Origin of the sequence: Bradyrhizobium diazoefficiens USDA 110 (genome assembly GCF_000011365.1) — a bacterium.
GTDB lineage: Bacteria > Pseudomonadota > Alphaproteobacteria > Rhizobiales > Xanthobacteraceae > Bradyrhizobium > Bradyrhizobium diazoefficiens.
On record NC_004463.1, the window covers coordinates 3,572,428 to 3,592,299 of the forward strand.

The 19,872-nt window shown below is 64.9% G+C and carries 18 protein-coding genes; 4 read left to right on the top strand and 14 right to left on the bottom strand.

Features of this window, described 5'->3' with window-relative positions; all coding sequences use genetic code 11:
* The first annotated feature begins 33 nt into the window (after positions 1–33).
* The gene (locus BJA_RS16045) at positions 34–1,530 is read left to right on the top strand and encodes an ABC transporter substrate-binding protein (protein WP_011086018.1); all 1,497 of its coding nucleotides are present in this window, start codon (positions 34–36) and stop codon (positions 1,528–1,530) included.
* Positions 1,531–2,351: 821 nt separating this feature from the next.
* Here the strand turns inward: BJA_RS16045 and BJA_RS16050 are convergent.
* Both BJA_RS16050 and BJA_RS42280 read right to left on the bottom strand, forming a co-directional pair.
* Entirely contained in the window at positions 2,352–2,735 is a 384-nt protein-coding gene (locus BJA_RS16050) for a hypothetical protein (RefSeq protein ID WP_236842207.1), read from the bottom strand.
* Positions 2,736–2,743: 8 nt separating this feature from the next.
* A complete protein-coding gene (locus BJA_RS42280) occupies positions 2,744–2,917 on the bottom strand; it encodes a hypothetical protein (protein WP_165448148.1) in 174 nt (57 codons plus the stop codon).
* Positions 2,918–3,366: 449 nt separating this feature from the next.
* On the opposite strand from BJA_RS42280, the gene BJA_RS16055 reads away from it, so the two are divergent.
* Positions 3,367–3,603 carry a hypothetical protein gene (locus BJA_RS16055; RefSeq protein ID WP_038966041.1) on the top strand — a complete coding sequence of 79 codons (237 nt, stop codon included), beginning with the start codon at positions 3,367–3,369 and terminating at the stop codon, positions 3,601–3,603.
* Positions 3,604–4,226: 623 nt separating this feature from the next.
* Here the strand turns inward: BJA_RS16055 and BJA_RS16060 are convergent.
* The 10 genes from BJA_RS16060 to BJA_RS16105 form a co-directional block, all read right to left on the bottom strand.
* Complete coding sequence (locus BJA_RS16060) at positions 4,227–5,780, bottom strand: hydantoinase/oxoprolinase N-terminal domain-containing protein (protein ID WP_011086022.1); 1,554 nt, start codon at positions 5,778–5,780, stop codon at positions 4,227–4,229.
* 6 nt (positions 5,781–5,786) lie between these two features.
* On the bottom strand, positions 5,787–6,893 hold the full coding sequence (locus BJA_RS16065; RefSeq protein WP_011086023.1) for a DUF917 domain-containing protein: 1,107 nt from the start codon (positions 6,891–6,893) through the stop codon (positions 5,787–5,789).
* The gene (locus tag BJA_RS16070; RefSeq protein ID WP_011086024.1) at positions 6,890–7,576 is read right to left on the bottom strand and encodes an AroM family protein; all 687 of its coding nucleotides are present in this window, start codon (positions 7,574–7,576) and stop codon (positions 6,890–6,892) included. Before BJA_RS16070 ends, BJA_RS16065 begins: the two co-directional genes overlap by 4 nt.
* 2 nt (positions 7,577–7,578) lie before the next feature.
* Complete coding sequence (locus BJA_RS16075; protein ID WP_038966039.1) at positions 7,579–8,661, bottom strand: ABC transporter ATP-binding protein; 1,083 nt, start codon at positions 8,659–8,661, stop codon at positions 7,579–7,581.
* A complete protein-coding gene (locus tag BJA_RS16080; RefSeq protein WP_011086026.1) occupies positions 8,658–9,722 on the bottom strand; it encodes an ABC transporter substrate-binding protein in 1,065 nt (354 codons plus the stop codon). Before BJA_RS16080 ends, BJA_RS16075 begins: the two co-directional genes overlap by 4 nt.
* Before the next feature lie 28 nt (positions 9,723–9,750).
* Positions 9,751–10,617, bottom strand: a complete 867-nt coding sequence (locus BJA_RS16085) for an ABC transporter permease (protein WP_038966038.1) — start codon at positions 10,615–10,617, stop codon at positions 9,751–9,753.
* A gap of 8 nt (positions 10,618–10,625) precedes the next feature.
* Positions 10,626–11,501: an ABC transporter permease gene (locus BJA_RS16090; protein ID WP_011086028.1), complete on the bottom strand. Its 876-nt coding sequence runs from the start codon at positions 11,499–11,501 to the stop codon at positions 10,626–10,628.
* Positions 11,498–12,280 carry an IclR family transcriptional regulator gene (locus tag BJA_RS16095; RefSeq protein WP_011086029.1) on the bottom strand — a complete coding sequence of 261 codons (783 nt, stop codon included), beginning with the start codon at positions 12,278–12,280 and terminating at the stop codon, positions 11,498–11,500. Before BJA_RS16095 ends, BJA_RS16090 begins: the two co-directional genes overlap by 4 nt.
* A 178-nt stretch (positions 12,281–12,458) precedes the next feature.
* Complete coding sequence (locus tag BJA_RS16100) at positions 12,459–13,085, bottom strand: alpha/beta hydrolase (protein ID WP_011086030.1); 627 nt, start codon at positions 13,083–13,085, stop codon at positions 12,459–12,461.
* Positions 13,082–14,020 (bottom strand): ring-cleaving dioxygenase, encoded by a 939-nt coding sequence (locus tag BJA_RS16105; protein WP_011086031.1) that lies wholly within the window; start codon positions 14,018–14,020, stop codon positions 13,082–13,084. The genes BJA_RS16100 and BJA_RS16105 overlap by 4 nt, the downstream gene beginning before the upstream one ends.
* A 128-nt stretch (positions 14,021–14,148) precedes the next feature.
* Between BJA_RS16105 and BJA_RS16110 the strand changes: the two genes are divergently transcribed.
* Positions 14,149–15,072: a LysR family transcriptional regulator gene (locus BJA_RS16110; RefSeq protein WP_038966037.1), complete on the top strand. Its 924-nt coding sequence runs from the start codon at positions 14,149–14,151 to the stop codon at positions 15,070–15,072.
* Here the strand turns inward: BJA_RS16110 and BJA_RS16115 are convergent.
* Positions 15,065–17,758 (bottom strand): hybrid sensor histidine kinase/response regulator, encoded by a 2,694-nt coding sequence (locus BJA_RS16115; RefSeq protein ID WP_011086033.1) that lies wholly within the window; start codon positions 17,756–17,758, stop codon positions 15,065–15,067. The two genes, BJA_RS16110 and BJA_RS16115, sit on opposite strands and share 8 nt — an antisense overlap.
* On the bottom strand, positions 17,755–18,786 hold the full coding sequence (locus BJA_RS16120) for an ABC transporter substrate-binding protein (RefSeq protein ID WP_038966049.1): 1,032 nt from the start codon (positions 18,784–18,786) through the stop codon (positions 17,755–17,757). The genes BJA_RS16115 and BJA_RS16120 overlap by 4 nt, the downstream gene beginning before the upstream one ends.
* A 294-nt stretch (positions 18,787–19,080) precedes the next feature.
* On the opposite strand from BJA_RS16120, the gene BJA_RS16125 reads away from it, so the two are divergent.
* Entirely contained in the window at positions 19,081–19,827 is a 747-nt protein-coding gene (locus BJA_RS16125; RefSeq protein ID WP_011086035.1) for a hypothetical protein, read from the top strand.
* Positions 19,828–19,872: the final 45 nt, after the last annotated feature.

Here is a 19,872-nt window from a genome sequence, read left to right on the forward strand (position 1 = left end):
AGACTGGGAATTGAGAAGGCAGGGGAGTTACGCATGTTCAGGAAACTATCCATCGTCGCACTCACTGCCGCGTTTGTCGCGGCGCCGCTGCCGGTGCTGGCACAAAGCAAGAAGGACAGCGTCGTCATGGCGATGGCGCTGGAGCCGCCGGGGCTCGATCCCACCAACGCGGCCGCTGCCGCGATCGCCGAAGTCGCGCTCTACAACATCTATGAGACCCTAACCAAGATCAACGAGGACGGCACCACCTCGCCGCTGCTGGCGGAGAGCTGGACCGCTTCGCCCGACCTGAAGACCTACACCTTCAAGCTGCGCAAGGGCGTCAAGTTCCACAATGGCGAGCCGTTCGACTCCGCGGCGGTGAAGTTCTCGTTCGAGCGCAACGCGGTGCCCACCAGCACCAACAAGGACAAGAGCCTGTTCCAGAGCTTCGAGTCTGTCGCCGCGCCCGACGCCGACACGGTCGTGATCACCCTGAAGAATTCCGAGCCGAACCTGCCGTTCCTGCTGGGGCAGGCAAGCGGCTCGATCGTCGAGCCGAAGAGCGCGCCGACCAACGTCACGCAGCCGGTCGGCACCGGGCCGTATCAGCTCGGCGCCTGGGCCAAGGGTTCCTCGATGACCCTGACCAAATGGGCCGACTATCGCAACGCCGCGGCGATCAAGCTCTCGAAGGTGACGATCCGCTTCATCTCCGATCCGTCGGCGCAGACCGCGGCGCTGCTCTCCGGCGACGTCGATGCCTTCCCGCGCGTCGCGGCCCAGCGCACCATCGCCCAGTTCAAGGCCGATCCGCGTTTCACGGTTCTGGTCGGCGGCTCCAAGGCCAAGACCATCGTCGCGATCAACGAGCGCAAGAAGCCGCTCGATGACGTCCGCGTCCGCCGCGCCATCCTCGCCGCGATCGACCGCAAGGCCATGATCGACGGTGCCGTCGACGGCTTCGGCACGCCGATCGGCAGCTTCTACGTGCCGGGATCGCTCGGCTATGTCGACACGACAGGCATCAACCCCTACGATCCCGAGAAGGCCAAGAAGCTGCTCGCCGAAGCCGGCGTCACCACACCGCTCGAACTGTCGCTGAAGCTGCCGCCGCCATCCTATGCGCGGCAGGGCGGCGAGATCGTCGCAGCCCAGCTCGCCAAGGTCGGCATCATCGCCAAGATCGAGAACGTCGAATGGGCGCAGTGGCTGTCGCAGGTATTCGCCGGCAATGGTCCGCACAATTTCGACCTCACCATCGTCAGCCATGTCGAGCCGTTCGACCTCGTCAAGATCACCGAGCCGGACTACTATCTCGGCTACAACAACGAGGCGTTCAACGCGCTCTACAAGCAGATCGTCTCCACGCCCGACGAGGCCGCCCGTGCAAAACTGCTCGGCGACGCCCAGCGCATGCTGGCCACCGACGCCGTCTCCGCCTACATGTACCAGCCGCAGCTCATCACCATCACAGCCAAGAAGCTGAAGGGCGTCTGGAAGGACGTCCCGCAATACGAGAACGATTTCTCGACCTGGTATTGGGAGTAGGGGGCCCTCGTCGTTCGAGGCGCGCGCCGCCCGTTGCAGTGCCCTCTCCCCTTGCGGGAGAGGGCGGCGACGCCGGTAGACACTGACTCGCAAGGTGAGGGGTCTGTCTCCGCACACGAATCTCGCGAGATGAATTCGCGGAGAGCGCGATTTTAAGCCGACCATCCGGTGGCGGTCTCTAGAGCCCTGGCCTCAGCCCACGGCGCGCCGATCCAGACATCGCGCTCGTTAAGGAACTGGTTACCCGTCACTGTCACCATTTGCATATAGCTCGTCGCCATGCGCGGCAGCGTATTCTAAGAACGGTTGGATATTTCGACACGCCCGGTTGGCGGTCTCTTTCAGGAGAGGCCCAATGTTTAAGGGCTTTACGGTGGCAGTTGTGGCGCTGATTAGCACAGCGCAAGTGGATCGATACCTAACCAACGGTCGGTACACCGACGCGGCCATGGCCATGCTGCGGCAGATCAGGCACGCGTTTGGGTTTTGAGATACCCTTGGGGACAATTTTTAGGTGCTTTGATGGAAGGCATCTTGTGGACTGATCTCGACGCGGATGAGCAACGCGCCCTTGCGACCTTGGGAGCCGGACTTTCTATCGAGCTGTGTGACCCCGTTGCTCTCCTGACTTTAAGGCGGCTCGGTCTGATCGTAGGCTCTCATTTGACGGCTGCTGCGCACGAGTTGCGGAGGGGCGTTGTTCTGGACGAACTCAGGCGCGTGATTGCATGATGTAACCAAGCGCACGGCCGCGAACAGGCAGTCGAAAGTCCTCGCCCGCGATAAGCGGTATGCAGGATCGCTTAGGTCGTTAGTATCGGTCAGTCATGCCCTGTGTTTGAGCTGGAGATGATCCTGGCACGCCATCGCTCTTCAAAAGTGTCAGAGCCCTCTTTCAGTGCCAACGCTCGTGCATCCAGGGGATTGCCGGGCTTGCTAGCTATGACAATGCCTGTCGCTTCTCCGCGAGCACCGAGTTGGGGGGACCGCTCCATAGGCCATTCCAGCAATGCTTTCGACAGCATGGGCTTACCCGCGTACCAGCATTTTTGTCCGTCAATGAGACGATAAGACCACCATTGCCCTTGCGGATTTGGCGGCATTGCGGTCCTGCATTGTTGCTTGGCATGCACGCTAGTCATTTCGAGCAATGAGAGCGCAGCAATGCAAACGGTTAAAGCAAACGATTGAAGGGGTTTGCTCATGGACGCGCTCAATTGCCCTGTTGCTGCAATCGACTTACGGCAACGATCAAGGCAGGCCGTTCGAGGACTTCCACCAACTTTTCAAGGATAAGCGCATTATCCTTGGGGCAGGGCTGAAGGTATTCTTCCAGTATGAGTTGCGCGTCGCTAATCGCTTCCAGGGCTAATTGCTGATCAGTCATCACTGCTTACTCATCAATTAGTTGCGCCAGGAAAGCGAGCGGAGAGAGAAATCAAGTCAGCTTTGAGGAATATCCCCGCTCTTCTTTTCACTTTTTATTTCAAGTTCTCGGCTTCCCGCTGTTTGTCTCGATGTCGTCGGGGTCAATGTTGCGCAAATAGTCCCCGTACCAGCTCGGCGCTTGGGCCAAGGGCTCCTCGATCACGCTCAACAATGGGCCGACCACCGCAACGCCTCGGCGATCAAGCTGTCGAAGGTGACGATCCGCTTCATCTCCGATCCGGTCGCTCAGGCCGCACCGCTGCGTTGCCATCAACGAGCGGCCTGTATCTCAATTCCCACACTTGCGAGCAAAAGAGATCCGTTTGTCGCGTTTCGAACAGACGGAAAAAGCCCGGTCCGTTCCAATTCCCCAACGATTGAAAACAGTCATCGGTTGGGGGAGACGAAATGGAACGTTCCCTGTTAATTGAGCTGGCGCGCGACAAGTATGTCGAGCGTTGCAAGCAACGGGCCTTCGATCATCTGGACCGAGGCGATCTCAAGAACGCGGTCGCCTCGTTCGTCGGCAATATGAACGCGCGTCCCGATTGCGAACTGCCATCCTACTTGGCAACGCTTGGCGCTTTGCTGCTGACGGCGAACGATGCGTTCGGCTGGAGAGCGCTGATTGAAGGATTGAGGTGATGATCCGATAAACGCGGGCGTTGGGAGGTGTGGGGATGGCTCACTACAGGGCTTACCTTTTGGATCAGCACCGTCACGTGATAAGCGTAGCCAAATTGCAGTGTGCCGACGAGCAGGAAGCACGAGAACGTGCTGCGCAACTGGTTGACGTCAACGACGTCGAGCTATGGCAACTCGATCGCCGTATTGCGGTCTTTGAGGTCCCCGCAAGCCGAACCTCGCAGGCGGCGAGAAGGGAAAAGCCGCAGCGCCCCAGGGACAAATGAAGCAGCCTGTCAGTACGCGAATTCTTCAGCGCATTGATGGGGTAGCTTGGCTTTGCGGATTTTCCGATGTTGGCAATATACCCCTGTTTTGCCCGACGGGTCAAACCGCGGCGATGACCGTTGCGGTGCCGTCTCCCCTCGCGGGAGAGGGCAGCGACTCCGGTGGACGCAGACTCACTCGGGTGAGGGGTCTGTCTCCGCGGATGCACCTCTCTCAGTCCTAAGCAGCTCTATCCGCGTAAGCCATTGATCTCGCTATCCCCGGCTACTGTGCATGGGGTTGTTTTCGAGTTCTATTTTGACAGGGGTGGAGGCCGACACGCGAGGTCGTCGTGCCGGGCTCCCGGCCCGCATCCGCTACGCCGCCGCCGGCAGATCCGGATCGGCGATCGCGCCGGCGACACGGACACGCACGCGCAGCGCGTTGCCGGGCAGATAGGCGATCGGCATGTCCTCGACATCAACGGTCTTGAGGCTGTCGCGCGCTGCTCCCGCCTGCACCGCACGGTCGGCCGCGATATCGCGCGCGGCGGCGATCGCGTCCTCGCGGGTGAGATCGCGGAACACCTGGTCGGCCTCGCCGCTGACCTGTGCGATCGCGGCACCGACCGCGTTGGCGCAGTCGCCATGCGGCACGCGCACGATCTCGGAGATGCCGGGCAGGCGATCCGGCACCAGGAAGGCGCCGCCGCCGACCGCGAGCAGCGGCACGTCGCCGGCTTCGGTCTTCATGCGGTCGATGTCCTCCTCGAGCTTGCGCCAGGCGTCGCGCAGCGCGGCATCGATCAGGCGTTTCGGCAGCCTGGCGACGCGCGAGCGGTCGCCGATGTCGATCAGACCTGCGGCCACCGCAATGTCGGTGGAGGTGAGGCGCGAGCCGCCGAACACCAGCGCATCCGTCGTCAGGCGATAGCCGACGCTGAGCGGGCCGACGCGGACCGGATCCTCGTCGACATGACTGCCGCCGCCGAGCCCGATCGAGAGCAGGTCTGGCATCCGGAACAGCGTGCGCACGCCGCCGACCTCGACCACGGCATTCGCCTCGCGCGGGAAGCCGTGACGCAGCTGGCCGATGTCGCTGGTGGTGCCGCCGACATCGACGACCATGGCGTCGTCGAGGCCAGAGAGGTGGGCGGCGCCGCGCATGGAATTGGTGGCGCCGGAGGCAAAGCTCATCACCGGGAAGGCGGTGGCGATCTCGGCCTGCATCACCGTGCCGTCGTTCTGGGTCAGGAACAGCGGCGCGTCGATGCCGCTGTCGGCGATCGCCTTGCGGAAGGCCGCAACCGTGGTGACCGCGAGGTCGTGCAGGGAGGCGTTGAGCAGCGCGGCATTCTCGCGTTCGAGCAGGCCGATGCGGCCGAGATCGTGCGACAGCGTCACCGCGACGTCAGGACAGATCTCCGCGAGGATTTCGCGCGCGGTGGTTTCGCAGGAGGGATCGAGCGGGGAGAAGCTCGAGCACACCGCGACCGAGCGCAGACCCTTGTCCCTGATTTTTCGCGCGGCCTCCTTCAGCCCGGCGGTGTCGAGCGGCATGAACGGGCGGCCGTCGTAATCGTGGCCGCCCTCCAGCATGAAGATCTCGCCGTTGACGAGGCTGGCCAGATCCGTCGGCCAGTCGCAGAACGGCGGCAGCGAGGCGCTTGCCGGCATGCCGATGCGGATCGCGCCGATCTTCTGCACATGGCGGCGCTGTACCACTGCATTGATGAAGTGCGTGGTGCCGATCACGACCGCATCGACCTTCACCGCGGCGGCGGGCTCGGCGCGCAGCGCCTTGAGGGCGTCGAGGATGCCCGAGGTCACGTCGGCGGTGGTCGGACGCTTGACGAAATGGACGACCTTCTCGTCGACGATCAGCACGGCGTCCGTGTTGGTGCCGCCGACATCGATGCCAATACGCTTCATGGGATCTTAAGCTCCTGCCTCAGCGGGCGCGAAGAGGGAACGGTAGTCGAGGTCGTAGCCGAAGGCGCGCGGGCCGACGAATTCGAGACCCCGGGGACTCGTCAGCACGGCCGGCGCCGGCAGCGCCACGACGGTGACGCGCTGGCCATAGCGCACCGTTTCGGTGCCGACGCCGTGGCCGTTGACGCTGTCGAGCACGCAGATCAGATCGGGCGATGTCGCGATCGCTTCCTCGCCGCGCCAGGCCACGATCCATTCGTTCTGGAACGAGAGTGTTAGCTTTGTGCCGCGATCCGCGTCGCTGCCGTCGACCATGGCCGAACCGCGCAAGAATCCTTCCGTCGTGCGCCGGGCGACGTCGACGATCTTGCCGGTGAAGAGTTTCTTGCCGCCTTCGGTCGAAAGCAGCGCGGCGATCGGATCCTCGTGACGACGATTTGCCTCCTGCACGGCGCGACCGATGCGGATCGCCTTGGTGGTCGTGAAGTGGATGCCCCAGTCCTTCACCTCGCGTCCGGTGCGCGGCGCCTTGCTGGTGGAGGCGATCGAGCCCATCTCGACGCAGATCTTGCGGCTCGCCCGCTCCATCCACTTCCAGCTCGGCACCTTGGTGACGACGGCCTCGATGCCGCGGGGATCGTAGAGGGTGCAGGGATAGGGACGCAGGTCCCCGATCGCGACCGAGGTCATCTGCGCCTCGGGGAAGGCGCGGCCCATGCAGTCGGCGTCGACCACGGGAATGCCGAGATGCGCGGCCGCCATCAGCGCCTGCACGCCGTTGCCGCCGCCGATCTCGACCGACATCACGGCGCGGAACTTGATGCCATTGATCTCTTCCTGCATCCGCACGGCGCGCGCGATGTTGCGGCTGTCCGCGAGGCGCTCCTGTCCGACCAGCGGCGCGCCCATGTTGGAGACCACCGCGACCCAGTCCTCGTCGTCGAGATCGAGCGGCGACATCAACTGCACACGATGGCCTTCGGCGTAGAGTCGGCGCAGATTGAGCAGGCCGAGATAAGGGCTGCCGCCGCCGCCGGTGCCGAGAATCCAGGCGCCGACCGCGAGCGCCTCGATCTCCTCGAGGCTGATCGTCTTCAATTCCACCTTGCTCACGACACCAGCTCCTCGACGATGCGGGCCGCGGCGGCAATGCCGAGGATCGCGGGACCCGGATAGGCCGTGCGCACGCGCGCCTTGTTGGCGCTGGTGTAGCTGATGCAATCCATCACCACGAGATCGGGCTCGAGGTCCGCCATCGTGCGTGCGGCTTCGTCGACGACGGCGTCGCTCGAACCGGGACGCAGCGTGATGCCGACGACCTCGACGCCGTCGCGCTGCCATTTCTTGTCGATCAGTACGGTCTGCTCGGGCAGCGGCGAGAACACGCCGAGCCGGCCTTTCGGCAGCACGGCCTCGACGAGATTGTGCAGGATGGCCGAGGGCAGGATGACGAGGCCATCCGCCGCGAGGTTGGGAAACTTGCCGGTGCAGGCCATCAGCGTCACGCCGACGCCCTCGTGCTTGAAGCGGGTGATCTGCTGGCTTGCGCGGCGCTCGACTTCCTTCTTGCTGATCGTGACGCCGTCGCCGTTCGGCAGCAGCGTGAACAGCGTGTCGTAGCCGTCCATCGGCGGGATGGCGTCGATCTCCGCGCGGCTCATGCCGTCGAGCGCGCCGCGCAGCTCGATCTCGATGCCCGGCGACAGCACGGCAGCGATCTCGGAGGCGACGGTGGGGCGCGGGCTCTGGCCGATCACGACCACCCCGATGCGCTGGTGCTTCAATGGCATGTTCATGTCTAGTCCTTCAAGACGACGAGATCGGCCGGCGTCCAGTCGAGCGTGACACCGTTGCCGGGGACGAACAGGCGGCTCGTGCCTGCATTGGGCTGTTGCACGAGGACACGATGGCCGCCCTCGAGCGTGATCCGGTAGAGCACCGCGCCGCCGAGGAAGTTGGTATTCTCGACGATGCCATGGGCGGAGCTGCCGGCTGCGGTGGCGTCAGCGCGCGGCATGAAGCGAATCTTTTCGGGGCGCAGAGCGACCGAGAGAACGCCGGTGCCTTGCGCCTCGGAGGACGGCAGCGCCAGGATCAGACCCTTGCCGACGTCGAGCGCCGGGCCGCCCGCGCTCGTCGTGGTGCGCTCGCCACGAAAGATGTTGGTGTCGCCGATGAAGTCGGCGACGAAGCGCGTCGTCGGCTGGTTGTAGATCTCGGTCGGGGTGCCGACCTGCTCGACACGGCCGCTGTTCATCACGGCGATGCGGTCGGACATCGCCAGCGCCTCCTCCTGGTCGTGGGTGACGAAGACCAGGGTCAGGCCGAGCTTCTTCTGGAGCTGCTTGAGCTCGAACTGCATCTGCTGACGCAGCTTCTTGTCCAGCGCGCCGAGCGGCTCGTCGCAGAGCAGGACGCGCGGCGCGATCACGATGGCGCGGGCAAGCGCCACGCGCTGCTGCTGGCCGCCGGAGAGCTGGGCAGGGCGGCGGTCCTCGAGGCCGGACAGCTCGACCATGGCCAGCGCCGCCTTCACCTTGGCTGCGATGCTCGCCTTGTCGAGCCCGCGCATGCGCAGGCCGAAGGCGACGTTCTCGGCGACGGTCCGATGCGGGAACAGCGCGTAGTTCTGGAACACCATGCCCATGTCGCGCTTGTGCGCGGGCACATGGGTGATGTCGGCGCCGTCGACGCGAATCGCGCCCGCGCTCGGGGTTTCGAAGCCGGCGATCATGCGCAGCGTCGTGGTCTTGCCGCAGCCGGACGGGCCGAGCAGGGAGAAGAACTCGCCCTGCCTGATGTCCATCGCGACCGCGTCCACCGCGCGCACGCCGCCTTCATAGACCTTGCTGACGCTGGCGATCTCGATCGACGCGCTCATGCGCGGAAGATCCGGTTGACGCGCTGGTCGATCTCGTCCTTGCGCTCGTTGTACCACTTCCAGTCGACCTGGATCAGCTTCGAGACCTTCTCGGGCGTGGTGAGCAGCTTGGCGTCATACTTGGCGTCGAGCTTCACCTGCCTGTTGGCCGGCGAATACCACACGGTCTCCGCAAGGCGCTTCTGCACCTCCGGGCGCAGCATGTAGTTCACGTAGGCGTTGGCAAGCTCCTTCATCTTGCTGCCGGGCGTGATGGTCAGGACCTGCTCGAGCGATAAGACGCCTTCGCTCGGCGCGACGAAATCGGTCGGCTGGTTCTGGCCGTCATAGCGGTAGATGCCGGAATCGTGGATGACGCAGAGGCCGACTTCGCCGGACAGCAGCATCTTCTCCATCGCGCCGGTGAAATCGACGATCTTGATCGGCTTGAGCTTCTCCAGCGCGGCATAGGCCGCGTCGAGATCGGTCTGGCCCTTGCCGAACAGGGTACCGCACATCATCAGGAAGGCCTGGCCGAGGCTGTTGACGGGAATGACGTAGCCGCCGCGGACGCCGTTGTATTTCGCGTCCCACAGCTCCTTCCACGAGGTGATGTTGCCGTAGCCCTTGTCGGTGCGAAGTCCAAGGCCGATGGCGCTGGTGAAGATCGAGACGCCGACGATCTTGTCGCTGATCGCGTAGGGGTAGACGTCGGCAAGGTTCGGGACGAGCTTGGGATCGATCTTCGGCTCGACCAGGCCCATCTCGGCCGCCGCCCACTGTTCGTTGGAATTGGTGTGCAGCACGTCGTAGATCGGCGCCGAGCGCGAGCTTGCCTGGAGCTTCGGCAGATAGGGGAAGGCGGAGTCGGTCTGGAGCTTGCACTTGAACTCGCTCTCGAAGGCGGGGCCGATCTCGGCCTTCATGATCTCGCCCCACTTGCCGCCCCAGCCGGTGATGCGCAGCGTCGGATCGTCGGCGCGCGCGACATAGGGTGCGGCGATCGTGCCGATGCCGAGCGAGGCGCTCGCGGTCAGAAAGCGGCGGCGGCTGAGCCGTGAGGATCCCAGAGCTTTCATCATGTCTCGATTCCTTCGGTGCAATGAGCGGTTACAATTTGACGTAGGAGCGCAGGCCGACGGTGCGGTCGAGCCCGATGACGACGACAAAGGCGAGGACGATGGAGACCACCGAGGCGGCGCCGATGGTGCCGTCCAGATCGAACTTGAGATAGTTGAACAGCGTGACCGGCAGGGTCTCGTTGCCCGGTGAGACCAGGAACAGCGACACCGGAAATTGGTCGAAGGAAACGATGAAGGCGAAGATCGCGCCCGCCAGCACGCCCGGCTTGATCAGCGGCAGCGTCACCTCGAAGAAGGTGCGCAAGGGACTTGCGCCGAGATTGCGCGCGGCTTCCTCGAGGCGCAGGTCGAAATTATGCAGCACGGCGAGCGTGGTACGCACCACGTAAGGCAGCGTCACCAGCGTATGGCCGGCAACGAGGCCCCAGGTCGGACGTCCGACATCGAGCAGCACATAGGTCTGGAACAGTGCAAGGCCCGTCAGGATCGCCGGCAGCATCAACGGCGAGAGCATCGTCGCGACGATCAGCCGCGTGCCCGGCAGATTGCCGCGCGCGAGCGCGAGCGCGGCGGAAGCGCCCAGGATCGTTGCCGATATGGTGGTGAGGACGGCGACTTCGAGGCTGAAGCCCAGCGCATGCATGAAATCGCGCGAGGCGAAGAACTTCTCGAACCAGCGCAAGGACACGCCGACCGGCGGAAACTGGATGAAGGGCGTCGGGTTCAGGGCGAACACGACGACGATCGCGATCGGTGCCAGCAGGAAGATCAGGATGGCGATGTTGACGGCGAGATAGAGATAGCGGCCGTAATGCCTGACGCGTCCGGCCGTCCGCGCGGGAGCCGCCTGCCGGGCCGCCGCGAGCGATGGGCTGTGCGAGGCGGTGGTTTGCATCGTCGGCCTCACTGCAATTCGCGCTGGCCGGAGACGAGGCCGAGCGCGCGGTTATAGGCGACGACGAGCCCGAGCGAGATCATCAGCAGGACGATACCGAGCGCGGCGGCGAAGCCGACGTTGAAGTTCGCCGAGATCTGCTGGTAGATCAGGATCGGCAGCGTCATGATCTGGAAGCCGCCGAGCAGGATCGGCGTGACATAGGCGCTGATCGCCAGCGCAAACACCAGCAGCGAGCCGGCGAGGATGCCGGGCAGGCTGAGCGGCAGCGTCACCTCGAGGAACGCACGCAAGGGGCTCGCGCCGAGGTTTTCCGCGGCCTGCTCCAGCCGCTCGTCGATGCGGCCGATCACGCCGGTCAGCGTCAGCACCATGAACGGAACGTAGATGTGGACGAGACCGACCACGATTCCGGTCTCGGTGTACATCAGCTTGAGCGGCTGGCTGATCACGCCGAGCGACATCAGGGTCTGGTTGACGACGCCCTTGTCGGAGAGCAGCGTCATCCAGGCGAAGGTGCGCACCACGATGCCGGTCAGCATCGGCGCCAGCACCGCCATCAGCAGCAGCGCGTGCCCGGTGCGGCTCTTGATGCGCGCCATCCAGTGCGCCAGCGGATAGCCGATCGCGAGCGCGACCAGCGTGGTCACGAGCCCGATCCGGATCGTGGTCCAGATCACCTCGAGATAAAAGGGATCGTCGATCATGCGGGCGTAGTGGCGCGTGGTGAAGGCGACCTTCGGCGCCACCACCGGATTGCCGGTGAGCACGCTCATCAGCGCCATCAGCCCGATCGGCAGGAAGAAGAAGAGGGCGAACAGCAGCGCGCTCGGCAGAATGAAGAGCGCAAGGCCGTTGGGGCGCTGGGTGGTGGCGCTGCTCATCGCGTCCCCGTCTGAACGCGCGCTGTATCCTGGTCGAGCGGATCGCCGGTCATGCGCCGCAATTTTGCGGCCATCGCCGCCAGCTCGCGGCGGACATTGGCGCGCTCGGCGGCAGTGGTCGCCTGCACCGAATAGGACACCGCGATCCCGATCATCTCGCCGGTCTCGCCGCTTTTCAGCGCAAAGCCTTGGGAGCCGACGCCCTCGATCGATTCATCGGCTGCCTCGGACACGCCGGTGCGGCGGATCTCGTCGAGGCGGGCCATCAGCTGCTTGAAGTTCTGCGGCGAGTTGCGCGGCAGCTTTGGATAGGTCGCAGGCACCCGCGCGCGGACGTCCTCGTCGGCGAGGCGGGCGAGCATGGCGCGGCCGTTCGAGGTGGCGAGCGCCGGCGTGCGCTGGCCGGGCGGATTGACGACACGCAGGGGATTCGAGCCCGGAACGATCCGGAGCACGACCTGCTCGTAGCCGTCGAGCACGGCGATGTAGCCGGTGTGGCCGGTGCGCGCGCAGACCTCGCGCAGCTCGCGCTCGGCCATGCTGATGAGATCGTCATGGGCGCGGTGCAGCCGGCCGAGCTCGAAGGTGAGGAGGCCGGGGCGGTAGCGGCGGGTGTGCGGGTCCTGCTCGAGCAGGCCGCAGTCGCGCAACGACCGCAGCAGCCGCGAGGTCGAGCTCTTCGGCTTGCCCGTCAGCGCCATCACGTCCGCGAACGACAGATCCGGCCGCGCGCTGGAAAAGCAGCGCAGGATCTCGATCGCGTTGGTGAGGGCGCTCATGCAGGTCGGTCCAAGGTAGTTCCATATTTCGGAACCTTGTCCCAAATTTTAAGCCTGGCGCGGAAACGAGCAAGCGGAAATTTCAGGCAGGGTGGTGCCCGATTGCGCAGATGCGGCGGAAGGTCGCTCGGATATAACGAAGCGGCGCACCGCGGTCAGGCGGTACGCCGCTTTGGGATCAGGCCGCCTCCACGGCGACGTTGCCGATCCAGTCGCGGGCGAGCGTCACGTCGGCTTGCGACAATTGATGGCCCGCTGGCAGGACCCTGTGATCGACACGCGCACCCGCTTCCGACAGCAGCGTAGCGAGCCGGGCCGAGTTGCTCGCCGGCACGATCGGATCAGCCTGTCCGGACAGGAGCAGGACGGGCTTGCCGCCGAGCTCGGCCTTGGGCGGATCTGACAGTGGCACCATGGCGCGCAGCAGGATCGCGCCTGCCAGCACGCCCGGCTGCAGCAGCAACAGCGCGGCTGCGATGTTGGCGCCGTTGGAGAAGCCGACAGCAACCGGCGCGGCGATGCCGTAGCGCTGCCGCGCCTCGCCAACGAAATCGCCGAGCTCGCGCGCACGCCGGCGCACATCGTCCTCGTCGAACACGCCCTCGGCAAGGCGGCGGAAGAAGCGCGGCATGCCGTGCTCGAGCACGCGGCCGCGCGGCGAGAGCAGGGCGGCACCGGGCGAGATCATCTTGCCGAGCCCGAGCAGGTCGTTCTCGTCGCCACCGGTGCCGTGCAGCAGCAGGAGCGGGGCCGAGCCCGCGTCGCGCGCGGGCTCGAAACGATGGATGAATGCACTCTCGGTCATGACACGCTCTCTTCCAGGCTCGGCAACACACCCTCGATCTGCTTGCGATGCGCTTCGAGGAAGGCCGGCAGCTTCAGGTCGCGTCCCAGCGTCGCAACGGGTTCGTCGACGGCGAAGCCGGGAATATCGGTCGCGATCTCGAACAGCACGCCGCCGGGCTCGCGGAAGTAGATCGAGCGGAAGTAGTTGCGGTCCCTCTGCTCGGTCGGGTGCAGGCCGTGATTGCTGACGAGCTTTTGCGCCATCGCTCCCTGCTCGGCGTCATCGGCCGCACGGAAGGCGATGTGGTGCACCGAGCCGCCGCCCTGATGGCCGCGCAAGAAGCCCTTGGCCTCGTAGATGTCGACGACGCTGCCCTCGGCATCGCCCGGCGCCTTGAAGCGGATCACCGAGCCCTCGCGTCCCGTCTCCTTGAAGCCGAATACGTCGGTGAGGACGGCGGCCGTCTTCGCCGCGCTGTCGAGCAGCAAGGTCACGCCGTGGAAGCCGCGGATCGCATGCTCGGCCGGCACGTCGCCATTGCTCCAGCCGGGCTCGTTCTCGGCACCGGGAACGCCGACGAGCGCGAGCGCCATGCCATCGGGGTCGGTGAACGGCAGCACGGACTCGCCGAAGCGCTTCTCCAGGGCTTCATAGGCGATGCCCTTCTCGGTGAAGCGCTGCGTCCAGTAGCCGAGCGAACGCTGAGGCACGCGGAAGGCGGTCTGATGGGTTTCGCCGACGCCGCGGCGCCCAGCCGGCACGCCGGCCCAGGGGAAGAAGGTCAGGATAGTGCCGGGGCGGCCGGTCTCGTCGCCATAATAGAAGTGATAGGTGCCGGGATCATCGAAATTGACCGTCTTCTTGACGAAGCGCAGGCCGAGATCCCTGGTGTAAAAGCCGAAATTCCTGATGGGATCGCCGGCGATCGCGGTGACGTGGTGCAGTCCAGACATTGTCGTCCTCCAAATTCGGGGAGCAGTCTTGCTCTGGCCGGAAATATCGTTCCGCTTTGGATTGGAGACAATCCATGCAAATATGACGTGTATGTCTACGATTTGGAAACAATCGCTGGAGCGGCAGCTTGGATAAGGTCGCTAGCCTCCGGGCCTTCGTGAAGGTGGTCGAAAGCGGCAGTTTTGCCGAGGCGGGCCGTCAGCTACGGCTGTCGCGGTCGGCGATCAGCAAATACATCGCCGACCTCGAGGAGAGCCTCGGCGTCCAGCTCCTGAACCGGACCACCCGCCACGCGAGCCCGACCGAGAACGGCCAGCGTTATTTCGAGCGCGCGGTCGTGATCCTCTCGGAGATCGAGGCCGCGGACCAGGCGGTGGCGCAAGCCCAGTCCGCGCCGCGCGGGCTGCTGCGCGTCAACGCGCCGATGTCGTTCGGCACCATGCGGCTCGGGCCGGTGCTCGCCGATTTCATGGCGCGCTATGGCGAGCTTCAGCTCCAGATCGTGCTGAGCGACGATCTGCTCGATCCGGTCCAGGACGGCTTTGACGTGACGCTACGGATCGCGGAGCTGGAATCCTCCAGCCTGATCGCGCGCAAGATCACGCCGGTGGCGCGCATGATCTGCGCCTCGCCCGATTATCTCGCGCGGCACGGCACGCCAAAGCATCCGCAGGATCTGCGCGAGCATGCGTCGCTGACCTACGGCTTCCTGCTCACCGGCAATCAGTGGAAGCTTACTGGCAGCGATGGCGATCACTGGATCCAGCCGGCCTGGTCGCTCTGCGTCAACAACGCCGAAGTGCTGCGCGACGTCGCGATCAAGGGCAGGGGGCTCGCGCTGCTCCCGGAGTTCATCGCCGCCGACGCTTTGCGGAAGGGCGAGTTGCTGACGGTGCTGGATGATTATTCGGCGCCGCCGCTCGCGCTCTATGCGGTCTATCCGCCGACGCGGCATTTGTCGGTGAAGGTACGGCTGTTCATTGATTTTCTGGTCGAGCGGTTTGGACGGGAGGATGAGGCGGGCGTACGCAGCCGCGCCGCGGCTAGCTGACCGAACGCTGTTCGACGGGCAGAAGCAATTCGTCCAGCGCGCTCATCGAAGCTTTCTGGAGGGCGGCAAGTTCGCGGGCGGCACCGTGGCATTCGGATGCGGACATCGTGGCTACCGCCAGCTCAACCTCGCGGCAGCGTTCGAACAGGCGAACGAGGCCGAGCGCGCTCGCCGCGCTGCCAAGCTGGTGTGCGGATCGCGCCAGCTGCAGGTGATCGTCGATCGCCGCAGCCTCGGCGATATCCTCGATCCGTTGTTGGCTCGTTTGCCGCAGAAGCTGGTGGAGCTTGGCGATTTGCGTGGCGCCCAGCAGTTCTTTCTGGTCGTCGAGGAAATGCCGGTCGATCAACGCGCCTGCGGCGAGCCGCACTTCTGCCGGCTGGTCCGGCGGATCGTCCTCGATCGCCTCGCGCAGGGCATTGATCAGGATCGGCTTGCTGACAACCTTGGCGATCCCTGCACTGGCGAGCCGCTCGCGTGCGCTGCGCGAGACGTCGGCGGTCACGGCGATGATGCGCGGCATCCTCGGCAGACCGAGCTTGCCGATCTGCGAGGCCGCTTCCACGCCGTCCATGTCGGGCATGTGCAGATCCATCAGGATGATGTCGAACGCCTGATCGCGGGCGAGTGCGACGGCCGACGCGCCGTTTCTGGCGATGGTGGGATGATGGCCGAGCCGGTTCAGGATGGCTTCGCCGACCTGGCAATTGACGGGATCGTCGTCGACCAGCAGCACGCGAAGCCGCCGCGACGGCGGCGGAAGCGCACCTTGCGCGATGCCGCTCGCGGCAAGGCCGAGCGGTACTTCAAGCGCGAACGTGCTGCCTGCGCCCGGCGTGCTCTCCACCGTCAGCTCGCCGCGCATCAGGCGCGTCAGCCGCCGCGCGATCGCAAGGCCAAGGCCGGTGCCGCCGAACCGCCGTGCGATGCTATCGTCCGCCTGTACGAAATCCTCGAAGATCCGCTCGTGCATGTCCGGCGCGATGCCGATGCCGGTATCGCGAACCGTAATGCTCAGCAGGATGTGATCCTCGTGCTGCTCCGCTGACGCCTTCAGGCCGATCCCGCCGCGCGGAGTGAATTTGATGGCATTGCCGATCAAATTGAGCAGGATGCGATTGAGCCTGACAGGATCGCCGTGCACGGACGTGTTGACCGTCACGTCGCTGGCGAGATCGAAGGTCAGTCCCTTGCCGAAGGCCTGTGGGCGCATCAGATCGGCGGCGGCCTCGATGAGCTGATCGAGACGGAAGTCGCGCATCTCCAGCGTTTCGGCGCTGGCCTCCAGACGGGCATATTCCAGGATGGCATCGACCAGCGCGATCAGCGTCTCGCCCGATGCGGCGGCGGTGGCGAGATGGCGTCGCTGCGCTTCGCCGAGGCTGCCGTCGTCCAGCAGTTGCAGCACGCCCATGACGCCGTTCAGCGGCGTGCGCAGCTCGTGGCTGACGACGGCGAGGAAGCGCGACTTGGTCTCGTTGGCCTGCACGGCAATGCTGCGCGCACGTTCGGCCGCGTCATGCTCGGCGAGGGCGTGGTCGCGCGCCTTCTCGAGCTCGGAGGTCCGCTCGATGACCTTGCGCTCGAGCGTCGCGTAGGATTCGCGCAAGTGCGCGGCCATCCGGTTGAACTGGTCGCCGAGCGCCTCCAGCTCGTCGCCGGTCTTGATCGCGAGCCGCAGGCCGAGATCGCCGCTGCCGATCCGGCGCGCACCCTGTGTCAGGATCTGGATCGGCACGGTCATGCGCCGGCTGAGAAAGAGCGAGACCAGCACCGCGCAGGCGAGCAGAGCGACCAGGAGAAACGTCGAGCGGCCGATCGACGCGTAGATCGGCGCATAGGCTTCGGTGAGCGGAAGCTCGACGAATACCAACCAGCCGAGCGAGGGCACCGTCGCATAGGTCGACAGCACGCGTTGACCGGACAGATCTTCCTTGACCAGGCCGCCTGACGGCGGCCCGGCGCCATCGAGTGCGGCTCGAACGTCGGCATGTCCCGAAAGATCGCTGCGGCGTAGCGCCGGCCACAAATCGGGATGTGCGATCAACAGCCCCATGCGGTCGACCACATAGGCCTTGCCGGTGTTGCCGACCCTGATCCCCGCGACGAGGTCCCAGATGAAGCGCAGATTGACCTCGGCGACGATCACATTGGGACCGCGGCCGACCCCGCGCGCGGCGAGGGTCATGAACGGCTCGGTGTCGCCGATGAAGTAGACCGGCCCGTAATAGGTCCGGCTTTCGTTGGCGCCGCGGAAGGCGGGCGAAGCGGACAGGTCGATCTTGCTGCCGACCCTGTCCGCGACACGGCGCGACACGCGCACCTGCTCGCGGCCCTGCGCGTCGAGCTCGGCAATCTCCGCGATCGCAGGCGAGAGGCGCAGGAGGCGGATCGCGTTCAAGCGCTCGTCCTCGTTCGTCGACAGCTCCGGGGGCAGGCGGGAAAGCCATCTGATCTGGTTTTCGATCTGGCCGATGAACTGGCCGATCTGAATCGCCGCAGACGCTGCCTGCTCGCGCTGGGTTGCCGCGAGGAGCTGCTTCTGCTCGCGATAGGAGAACCAGACGTCGAAGCCGGTGTTGATGGCGAGCGCGGCAAAGGCGAGGGCGACGATCGAGTAGAGATATTTGCGGAACAGCCGGCCGGGAGGCGTCCGCAAATGTCCCTGGTCGACCTGCTCGTTCACTCGCGGATCTCGTCGGCGCGTGCCAGCAGCGTGAACGGTATGGTCAAATCCAGCGTACGGGCGACCGTGCGGTTGATCAGCAGCTCGTATTTGCGTGGCGATTGCACCGGGAGATCGCCGGCCTTGGTGCCGCGCAGGATCAGATCGACATAGTCGGCCGAGCGCACTTCGAGCGTCGGCCCGTAGCTCATCAGCCCGCCCGCATCCATGAAATAATGGAACGGATAGATCGTGGGGACGCGATATTTGGCCGCTGCCGCCACGACCGCCTGCCGGTGGATCACGAGGAAGCTGTCGACCAGCGCAACCATCGCCGCTTTGGGCGGTTCGGAGAGGCGCCCGATGACTTCGTCAATTTCCGTTGGCGCGTTGACGGGGGCGGGGACCACGGAGACGCCGGATGCTGCGGCCTCTTGCTCGATGGAGTCGAGGAAGAAGCGCCCGCCGCGCGGCGTGGTCGCCGGGTTGAACAGCACACCGACGCGCGCAACGTCAGGCACGGCCTCCCGGATGAGCTGAAGCCATTTGCCGCCCATCTCGGCGGAGCTGTTGGTGAAGCCGGTGACGTTGCCGCCGGGATGCGCGAGGCTCTCCACGAAGCCATTGCCGACGGGATCGTTGGCCGTCGCGAAGACGATCGGGATGGTTTTGGTGGCTGCCAGGACTGCCGCGGTTTCGATCGTCGAGCCGGTCAGGATCACGTCCGGCTTCAGCTCCAGCAATTCCTGGACCGCGGTCTTCAGTCTATCGGAGCTGCCGAAAGTCGAACGGAGTTCGAGGCGGAAGTTGACGCCTTCGACCCAGCCTCGCTGCCTCAAACCCACGATGAGGCCGCCGAGGCGGGAGGTCGGGCTGTCGGTCATGCTCCTTCTGGTCAATTCGTCGTCGAGCGGTAATCCCGTCAGCGAGGCGACGATCCGCATGCGATCAGATGTTGCGCCGAGCGCGAGCCATCCCGCAGCGCTTGTCCCCGCAAGGCGAATGAACCCGCGGCGATCGACCGCGAAAGCGGAAGGCCGTTCGGTCATGAAATTCTTTGCATGATGATTGCCCCAAGGCGGATGCTTAGCGCGAACCGCCGGCATCCACAATTGATGAAAAAATGCGCTTGTGAATGTTCATTCGCAGCGTTTGGCAACCCGATACCGTATTCCTACGCCGCTGAGGAGTCGCTGTTTCGAGCCTTGTCTGCTCCGTGATGTTTTGTAGCGCCTTATGGCATTGCAACATTTTCCGTCTCGGTTGCGACGGCGGTTCGGAGAAGCCGATTTCGTGACTGCCGATTTTTGAAGCGTTCTTTCAAGTTGTTTCGAAGGTTCTCGATGCGCAAAATCTATCTCGTTCCGGCCCTCGTCGGCCTTCTCACCTTTGTGGCTGCAGGTCCGGTGGCGGCTCAGGGCGCCGTTCCAAAGCAGAAGGCGGCGCAGGCCCCGAAGGCTGCTGCGGCTGGGGCTGCTCCGGCGGCCGGCGCCCCGGCGGCGGCCACGACCGAGGCGCCGAGCGCCGGCGCGGATGACAAGGCAAAGTCGATCGACGGCTTCCGCTCCGCCAAGTTCGGCATGGGCGAAGCCGACGTGCGCGCGGCGATGATCAAGGACTTCAACGCCAAGCCCGACGCCATCAAGGCGCAGGACAACGCGTCCGAGCTGACGCATAGCATCCTCATGTCGGTTCCCGAGCTGCTGCCGAACGGCGGTACCGCCGAGCTCTCCTACGTGTTCGGCTACAAGTCCAAGTCGCTGATCCAGGTCGGCGCCGTCTGGTCGAAGGGGACCGACGCGGCGATAACGCCGGAAAAGCTGTTCTCCAACGCCAACATCCTGCGCGCCCATTTCATGGGCGAAGGCTTCAAGCCTGATTCCATCGCAGTCAACATGCCGGTTGCCGGCGGCATCGTGATGTTCCGCGGCAGCGACGCCAAGGACCGCTCGGTGATCCTGCTGCTCCAGGGCACGTTCGAGAACAAGGACAACAACCAGCGTGTGCTGACCCCGACCAGCCTGCTGCTGTTCTACGTGGCCGACGCCAAGAGCCCCGACATCTTCAAGCTGCCGCCCGGCCAGTTCTGATGCCGGACGCCTTCGACGTCATTCTCCCACCCGGTTGTGGATCGG